Source organism: Candidatus Methanodesulfokora washburnensis (genome assembly GCF_003947435.1).
GTDB classification, from domain to species: domain Archaea; phylum Korarchaeota; class Korarchaeia; order Korarchaeales; family Korarchaeaceae; genus Methanodesulfokora; species Methanodesulfokora washburnensis.
Genome location: NZ_RCOS01000098.1, coordinates 1 through 8,713, shown reverse-complemented (window position 1 = coordinate 8,713; position 8,713 = coordinate 1). Strand labels below are relative to the sequence as shown.

Below are 8,713 nucleotides of genomic sequence, written 5' to 3'. Positions count from 1 at the left end.
CTAGATGAATTAACAGAGGGAATTGAGAGGCTCAAGAACGGGGCTCTTATATCAGTACTCTCAATTGTTTTTGGAATGGCCGCTTTTCTGTTGCTGCTGGCTGTCCTTCCGCACATGAGTTTTCTCAACATATCACTATATTCAAATATAACTACAATGAATCGCACAATAATATCGATTTTCGAGAGAAAGCTGGTAGGGGCCCTCCCTTACATTGCTGTCAGTGGACTCATGCTCATCCTATCTGCAATTCTGGCCATAGCTTCCTTTGTCCTGTTCTTCATGGCCACAGGTAACTTGAAGAAGTACAGTGAGAAGTTCGGAATAGGAAGAATTGGGCTAATTATAGTGCTCCTCTCCCTGCTTTTAGTTCTTGTAGCAGTACCCTCTGCATTTCTGACAACTGGGATAAAGCATCTCCCATCTTTTCCTGTCCTCATGCTGATGACAATTGCTCTGGTATTTCTCTCCATCTTGCTTTCAGCAGTTGGTCAGATACTCTTCTCCATAATGTTGATTAGGCTTTCAGAGGAGAAGGATGTGGATGAAGGATTCAGGATAGCTGGAATCCTCTTGGCTGTAAGCGCTATCCTTATTTTTATACCATTCATTTCCATAGCTGGGTTAGTCCTTGACTTAGTTGCCCTAATACTGATCTACACTAGTGCCAAAAACTCTCTGAATAAGCTGAAATCGGGAATTATTGTCCCATAAACAGCATAGGCTAAGGCATCAATTTTCCTCTGCTCCACACCTCCGAGGGAAGAAGAGATGCTTTCTCCGGAAATATATCGGTATAAATTTCCACGTGAACAGGGAATGGTATGCTGCTTGCCATCCCCCATATCACAGCTTCATTGTTATCCAGACCTGGAAGATAGCTCCCAACAAAGTCCCCTCCCTCAGTGTACCTTATTATAGCATCCTGATCATTTCCATTCCTGAGCCTGAAGGCAGCAACTGTGTTGCACTGGCTTATCAGGCTTTTGCTCAGGTATGCAGGCCTCTGGCTTATCACAACAAAACCCATGTTGTATCCTCCACTCTGACTTATTGCCTCTACAAGAGCTTGGGCAACTCCTGTACTATATGGATCGCCAACTATTGGAGCATTTCTTTCAGGTGCAAAGTACTGCGCCTCCTCAACTAGAACTATTAAAGCAAAGTTTCCTTTCTTTCTGGAGTCAACTGCATGCTTCAAAAGCCTCCTTATCATATCTCTTGTCGCTATAAACTGATCCTCATAGTTTGCATCAATGCTGTAATCCACCACTGTTATGTTGTTCCCCTCGACCTCCTTCACTATATCTAGCTGTTCTTCATATGAAATCAGATCCTTTCCGAATCTTCTTACCCTAGCATCCAGCTCAATTAAGCTCTGCCTGTTCTTCCCTCCCATCTCCGCAACTATCTCCTTCGCCTTCCTCATTAAAGTGCTGCCGTCAAGAGGCAGGTTTTCAGCAGCTATCTCCTCCACAACAAGGGATAACAGCCTCCATACAGATGATCCTCTCGATATCCTGAGCTTTCTGGCTACATCCTCAGCTTTTAACAACTCTGAACTTGGAATGAACCTTTTATATTCGAATATTTTGGCTCCAACTCTCTCAAGACCCTCATACTCCCCTCTCCTATCGAGTATAAGAAACCTCGGGTTCATGTTCAGGGATCTCTTGACCAGATTTATGGCAAAACTGCTGTTGTGGACAAATATCCCGTTAGCTAAAAAGTTCTCAGTCCCAGGAACTGAGAGATCATAGACATAGCTATCTCCTTCCACCTCCCTGATCTCAACTATTCTGTCAAAGTCGACCTTAGACCTTATCATTTTGAGATACAAATCCACTATGGCCTTCTCCTCGCTTCTAGGATCAACTTCAGCTGAGGAGACCCTTCTCACTATCTCCTCGTATCTTCTTCTTTCAAAAATAAGGCCTCCTTTTATCCTCCTTTTTAGATCTGGGACACATCTTGGGGCATACATCTCAGCAGCTAGGTTTTCAACATGTATTCTGAGGGATGGCTCCCATATGAGGAACCCCCTTGGCGTGTGATTGAATGTGGGAACTCCAAGAAGAGAGAGAGCTATTCCAACCCTTTTGCTTCTGGCTGTTGGATCGTAATACCTCCTGAAGAGGGAGTTTGCGTCATCTATCCAGCTTGTCCTGCTGAAATATCCCTCCAGCGCCTTTCCCATTGCCCCTCTTATCCCGAAGATCCCCATGGGCTGATTGTCAAGGGAGAGTATGTAGGGAAATCCCTTTGAGACAGCCTCCTTCAACAGCTCATCCCTGAGCTCTAGGCCTCTCTCCAGCCTCCTGTACTCAACTCCAGCCGATTCCGCAACAAGAAATATCTCAGGATCATTTGAGTATATAAAAACTTCATTTCCATGAACCTCTCCATCAGCTATTGCCATCCCCATGAGCTCGGCAAGAGCTGGATCCACCCTCCTGTCAGCTGGTACCTCAATTCCCTTCGGGACTATCACCCAATAACTACCCTTTCTCATATCCTTAGGGCTTATTAGGCGTATTTTTGACCCATCCCAGACATAAAGGGAGTGATCCGGTGTCATTCTTATTTTTCTGCCATTTTCAGTCACTATTTCAACCATTCTGGCCGAGTTTCTGTGTCTTATCACTGCTTTTATGGGCATCCATACGGCCTTCATCATTCCAAGATCAAGGGAGACTGTAAAATATCTGTGGGGCTCGAGCTCAACTATATCATGCTTTCCGCTGCAGAGAGAATCTATTCTAACTATGGATATATCTGATCTCTCAACATCATACACGACTATCAATGTATCCCCTGACACGCTCTTTCCCGATCTCGTCATCCCTGTGACGAAGAGATGGCCCCTTGCTATGGAGTCCAAATCAAGGTAAAATGGTATTTCAGTGCCCTTTATCCTTCCTATCTCCACACTAGCTCTCCCATACCTTTCCCCCGAGAAAAATCTCCTTATGTCCTCCTTATCTGCCATGTAAACAGGGCTTGATGTCATTGGAGGGCTCTCAAGCCAGAAAAGCTTCTCATCTCCAACTCTCTTGTATCCAAGCACCTCACACTCAGCAACCAGATATTCCAGCTCGCTCTGATAATTTGAGTCAAATCCCAAGCTACTTGCTATTAAAGCAGTCCTTCCTATGTCCATCTCCTCATTCATTGAGTATATCCTGTTCACCCTGAGCATCACAACTGCATCCTCATACCATGGATGTCTTGTTGTGCAGAATGATCCTATGCCAACTCTGCTTCCTCTTTTTATCACAAAAAGTATTCTATCATGGGTGGATCTTGACATGACATATCCTATTGGTTCCATTCAATCCTCTCCGTACTGAGGGGAGAGAAACTGTATCACAGTTGGATCTCCAAGCTCCTTAGCAACTCTTGACATTGTCCTCATGTAGAACATCCTGTACACCTCATCTCCCACCTTGGAGAGCCTGTCAACTGCTGTTATTGGCAGTGGTATCCCGCTATCGGGAGTGCTTATGTTTGCCAGATGGGACAGGAGCTCTTCTGCTCTATCCACGCAGTACTCGGGCATGTCTATTCTGATCGGCTTTCTCCCAAGTTTTGCAAAGGAGGAGTATATCTCAAGTCCAGCTGGATCCACATTGACAAGCCTAGACCAGAGGACTATGTCATCCCACATCCAATCAGCTTTTATGGGCTCAGTATACTCCCCTCTGCTGAGAAACGCATCAGAAACAGCTAGATCTGATAGCCCGGATAGCTTGAGCTTCCTCGATAGAACAGAGCTTCTTATCCTCTTAACCACACCTAAAACAGGTATTCCAAAACTTCTGGCTTCATTCAGAAGGGAAACAAGCTCCGATCCTGCCATCTCAGCTAACTTTACCCCATCCTTGGAGAACCTCCTCATTAGATGGCTGAAGCCCATGTTCAGAGGGCCATCGAGCAAAACTGCATCAGCTGAGCTGAGAAACTCCCTAGCAAGCCTGAACTGAAGATAAAATCCGACTATTGAGGATATTCTTCTCCCTTCCTCCTCATCCATGTAGATATCTGGAACCTCCATTGTTGCAGCAATTGGTTCAGTCTCCTTTCTAGCCCCCCTGAACATCGCAGCAACTGCTATGACAACAGGCCTGAATCCAGCTGCTGTCTCAACACCATTGTATCCAGCATCCACAGCAACAGTCCTGAAGTTTGAGGAATCAACATCCACTGTTTTCATAATTCCTGCCATTTTTCTCAGGCTTTCCCTTGCAGATGACACCTTCAGAATGGAGCCCTTTAAGGCCCTTGAGCTTCTCTCTATATTCTCCTCTATGAGCTTTTTTATTGAGCTGTATGGCACTATTATTATGCTATCCTCCCTATCAGCCAAGTAGCTCTCCAAGGTGGCTTTTCTCATTGAGACACCTTATTATCCCAGTAGTACTTTTGTACATTTTCTGTTTATAAACTCTTTCCTTTGCTTCAACTCCATTAAAAAATATTTTTATGCAAGGAAAAAGAAAACTTTCGCAAAAGTTTTACTTAGAAATAAAAGGAAAAAGCAGAGACATAAAGTTTATATTGATCATCAAAGAAAATTTTACGATACCATGAGAAGGTCACTACTGGTATCGGCAACGGATTATGATGATAGCACGATAGAGGCAATTCTAAAGCTGGTAAAGCCTGATTTAATCTGTTTTATAGGAGATGATTTTAGAAGGACATTTGGAAATGATCTTATCGAGAAAATGAACTGGATGACAGGGGGAAATGTGGTGTGGATAGATTCGGATCTGGCTGATGTTCATGCAGTAATGGATGCTGTTGATGAGGCTGTTGGAAGGGCTTCAGCTGAGGAGGTGGATGAAGTTTATGTGAATGTCACACCAGGAAGAAGCCTCGCAAGCATAGCTCTCTACACCAAGGCCTGCTTGAGGGGATTTGTTGCCGTTGCGGAGGTGGATGGAAGGGCAATTAGGGTGCCGATTGTCCCGTATAATAGCCTACCATGGCAGGCATTGGAGATACTCAGGGTTCTTCATGAGGACTTCGATGGAAGGGCAAGCTTAGCAGATCTCTCCGGAAGAGTCAACTTGGGAGGGGAGGAGGGAAGGAGCAAGATAGCTCTAACGGATTACTACATAAACAAGTACCTGAAGGGAAAGTATGTCTCCGTGGAGCTCGTGGAGAAGAAGCTGTATGTGAACATAACAGAAGTGGGGGAGAGCATTGCGAGAAGGTATTCCGATTTTATGAGTTATGAGGAGAGAATGCCATTGAAGAAAAAGATGAAAAAGAAGATAGTTGAGAAGATCGTGGGAGATAAAAGTTAACCGTATAGCACTACTTTCATCCCGATTTCTTCGAATCTCTCCTTTATCTCCTTCATTCTCTCCTGAGATGGAGCGCTGTGAACAGTCATTTTGTAGGGCATTCCAAGTCTCTCATACTTCTCCTTTACGTCGTGAAAGGGAAGAAGATGTATTTCCTCCAGTTTTAGGCTTGCTAAAAATTCAGCTATACCATTTACATTGTGATCTGTATCCGTTATAGTGGGTATCACCGGAAGTCTGATTATGATGTCCTTTCTCCTTCCACTGTCAACCAGAAATCTGATGTTGCTCAGTATCAATCTGTTTGATACCCCTGTGTAAATTCTGTGCTCTTCATCCTCTATCAGCTTTATGTCATGAAGAAACAGGTCTATATCTTTCATCAGGGATGAAAGAATCTCCCTTGAGACAAATCCAGATGTCTCTACTGCAGTGTGTATATCCAGCTCCTTGCATGCCATCAGCACTTCCTTAAGAAATTCCGGCTGGAAGAATGGTTCTCCTCCGGTGAAAGTAACTCCCCCACCGGATGCATCATATAAAAGAGTGTCCCTCTTTATCTCCTCCAAAAGATGATCTACGCTTATCCTCCTTCCGACAAGCTTCAGCGCGCTGGATGGACATTGATTGCTGCAAATTCCGCATCCATCGCATATCTCTCTCTTTATTATGTGAACATCGTTCTCATCTATCTCTATTGCTTTTTTTGGGCACAGGCTGGCACAGAGATGGCAGTGAAGACATTTAAACTCGAAATACATCAACTGTAGCTTCTGCTCTATTCCCTCTGGATTTTGGCACCACCAACACCTCAGTGGACAGCCCTTCAGGTAGATGTTAGTCCTTATGCCCGGTCCATCGTGTATAGCGTATCTCTGAACATCAAATATCACTCCCTCCACGTAAATCTCCTCTTATAAAGCCATGTGCTCAGTTCTCTCTATTATCTCATCCTGCAATCCTTTTGGCAGGTTGACAAAGTAATCGCTGTATCCAGCAACCCTGACCATGAGATCCTGAAAGTCCTGAGGTCTTCTCTGGGCCTCTCTCAGCAGATCTGCGCTTACCACATTGAACTGAACATGATGTCCTCCCATCCTGAAGAATGTTCTTATTAGCTGGGCGAGCTTTCTTATGTTCTCCTCGCTTTCAAATATATCTGGAGTTAGCTTCTGGTTTAGCAGGGCACCTCCAGTCTTATCCCAGTCGCACTTCGCAACAGACCTGAAGACAGCTGCAATTCCTCTCCTGTCCATTCCCTGAACTGGAGAGACTCCCTCGGAAACAGGGAATCCTGATTTCCTGCCGTCAGGAGTTGCTCCGGTAACCTTGCCAAAGTAGACATGAACTGTTGTTGGAAGGAAGTAGGCTCTTCTGGATGCTCTCCTAACAGATGATGGTGGGTAGCTCTCTATCATTGCAACAACGGTGTCCACTATCCTCTTGGCTATCTCATCAGCATAGTCGTTGTCATTCCCGAACTTGGGCGTCCTATCCGGGTTGCGCAGTATCTCCCTGATGAGCTCATATCCATTGAAATCCCTTCTGAGGGCCTCAAGCAGGTCATCCATGGAGAAAGTCTTAGCATCGAAAACATGATATTTTATCGCAGCCAAGCTATCCGTGAGGGTTCCGAGACCAACAACTTGTATGTACTGTGTGTTGTATCTAGCCCCTCCAGAGTTGTAGTCCTTCGCTCTTTTAACACAGTCCTCTATCCACAGGGAAAGGAACGGAACTGGGAGGTATTTTGCATACAGTGACTCTATGATGTCGTTTCCCTTCATTTTTATGTCCATGAAATATTTGAGCTGTTTGAGAAATGCATTCCAGAGATCCTCAAAGCTCCTGAACTCCCTTGGATCTCCGGTTTCTATCCCTATTTTCTTTCCTGTCCTTGGATCAACCCCGTTGTTTAGGGTTATCTCCAGTATTTTCGGCAGGTTGAAATATCCCGTCAGGATGTATGCCTCCCTTCCAAATGCTCCTGTCTCAACACAACCACTAACTCCACATTTTCTAGCATCCTCAAGCGATTTTCCCTGCCTCAGCATCTTCACAATTGCTCCATCGAAGTTAAAGAACGGCGGCTCACCAAATCCGGGACCAACTACTTTTATGGCTTTTATCAGGAAATGATCCGGATTCTTCTCGCTTACAAGCACAGCAGTATTGGGTTGAAGAGTTCTCATCTCGTCCAAAACCTCCAGTATCAGATATGAGAGCTCGTTCACTCCATCAGATCCATCCTCTCTCAGGCCGCCTACATTCAGCTTTGAGAAATCGTTGTAAGTGAAGCTCTCCTCTGCTGTGACCCCTACTTTGGGGACAGCTGGCTGGTTATTGAACTTCAACCAGAATGCCTGCAGAAGCTCCTTGGCTTTCTCTCTGGTGAGCCTCCCCTCCTCTATATCCTTTTTGTAAAATGGATATAGATGCTGATCTATCCTTCCTGGATTGAAGGAATCCCAAGGATTTGTCTCATATGTTACCCCCACATGAATGAACCAGTAATGCTGCAAGGCCTCCCAGAATGTTCTTGGAGCGTGAGCTGGAACCCATCTGCATATTTCAGCCATCTGCTTGAGTTCTTGTCTCCTTACAGGATCTTTCTCCTCCTCAGCCATCTTTTCAAGCTTATCCGCATATCTTCTGGCATATATTAGTATTGCATCAGCAACTATGTCCATTGCCTTCAGCTCCTCCATCTTCTCATAATACTCAGGATCGGAGGGCTTCAGCTCCTCCATCTTCTTCCTGATCTCCTCCTTTATGTCGAGAACTCCCATTTTAAAGATCCTTTCCCCTCCGGCTGTGTGACCTGGAGCTCTCTGTTCCATGAACTCGGTCCAAATTCCTGCTTCATATGCGTCTATCCATTCCTTGGGCAGACTATCGAAGATGATATCCCTCATCGCCCTTCCTCTCCAGAACGGAATTATCTCATTTTTGTACAACTCCTTCGTCTCCTCATCCACCTTGTACGGCATGTTCTTTCTCGTATCCAGAATTTCCAGATCCTCCAAGCTGTGAGTGCATATCTCCGGATATGTAGGAACCTCTTTTACTCCGGTTCCCCTCAATCCAACTATAAGCTGGCCATCCTCGACAGGAAGGCTGACATTTTCCATAAGATACTTGAAGGCTAAGGCTCTTTGAACAGGAATGGACTTCCCCTTTGCCATATCGCTTTTGTAAAATTCTGTTATTAATTTGGCTCTTTCCAATGAGATTTTTACCTCAGTATTCACACTTTCCTCTCTGAGCTTAGCTATCCTCTCGTTTATCGGTCTTATTGAGGATCTTCTCCTTTTTAATTCTCTTTCAATCTTTTGCTGGGCTTGAACTTCAACAGAAGATAGGATACTCATACTCGGTTTGGGCGAAAGAATATTAAAAAG

6 protein-coding genes are annotated in these 8,713 nt (G+C 44.8%); 2 read left to right on the top strand and 4 right to left on the bottom strand.

Features of this window, described 5'->3' with window-relative positions:
* Positions 1-714 (top strand): DUF973 family protein (locus tag D6D85_RS08135; protein WP_125671561.1); only part of this gene is annotated, 714 nt, incomplete at its 5' end.
* Positions 715-724: 10 nt separating this feature from the next.
* Here D6D85_RS08135 and D6D85_RS08130 read toward each other — a convergent pair.
* A complete protein-coding gene (locus tag D6D85_RS08130) occupies positions 725-3,331 on the bottom strand; it encodes a helicase HerA domain-containing protein (RefSeq protein ID WP_125671560.1) in 2,607 nt (868 codons plus the stop codon).
* Positions 3,332-4,393 (bottom strand): DNA double-strand break repair nuclease NurA, encoded by a 1,062-nt coding sequence (locus tag D6D85_RS08125; protein WP_125671559.1) that lies wholly within the window; start codon positions 4,391-4,393, stop codon positions 3,332-3,334.
* 193 nt (positions 4,394-4,586) lie between these two features.
* On the opposite strand from D6D85_RS08125, the gene D6D85_RS08120 reads away from it, so the two are divergent.
* The gene (locus tag D6D85_RS08120) at positions 4,587-5,312 is read left to right on the top strand and encodes a hypothetical protein (protein ID WP_125671558.1); all 726 of its coding nucleotides are present in this window, start codon (positions 4,587-4,589) and stop codon (positions 5,310-5,312) included.
* Here the strand turns inward: D6D85_RS08120 and D6D85_RS08115 are convergent.
* Complete coding sequence (locus D6D85_RS08115; RefSeq protein WP_237558797.1) at positions 5,309-6,214, bottom strand: glycyl-radical enzyme activating protein; 906 nt, start codon at positions 6,212-6,214, stop codon at positions 5,309-5,311. The genes D6D85_RS08120 and D6D85_RS08115 overlap by 4 nt on opposite strands.
* 12 nt (positions 6,215-6,226) lie before the next feature.
* Positions 6,227-8,683 (bottom strand): trans-4-hydroxy-L-proline dehydratase, encoded by a 2,457-nt coding sequence (gene hypD / locus D6D85_RS08110; protein ID WP_125671556.1) that lies wholly within the window; start codon positions 8,681-8,683, stop codon positions 6,227-6,229.
* Positions 8,684-8,713 lie beyond the last annotated feature (30 nt).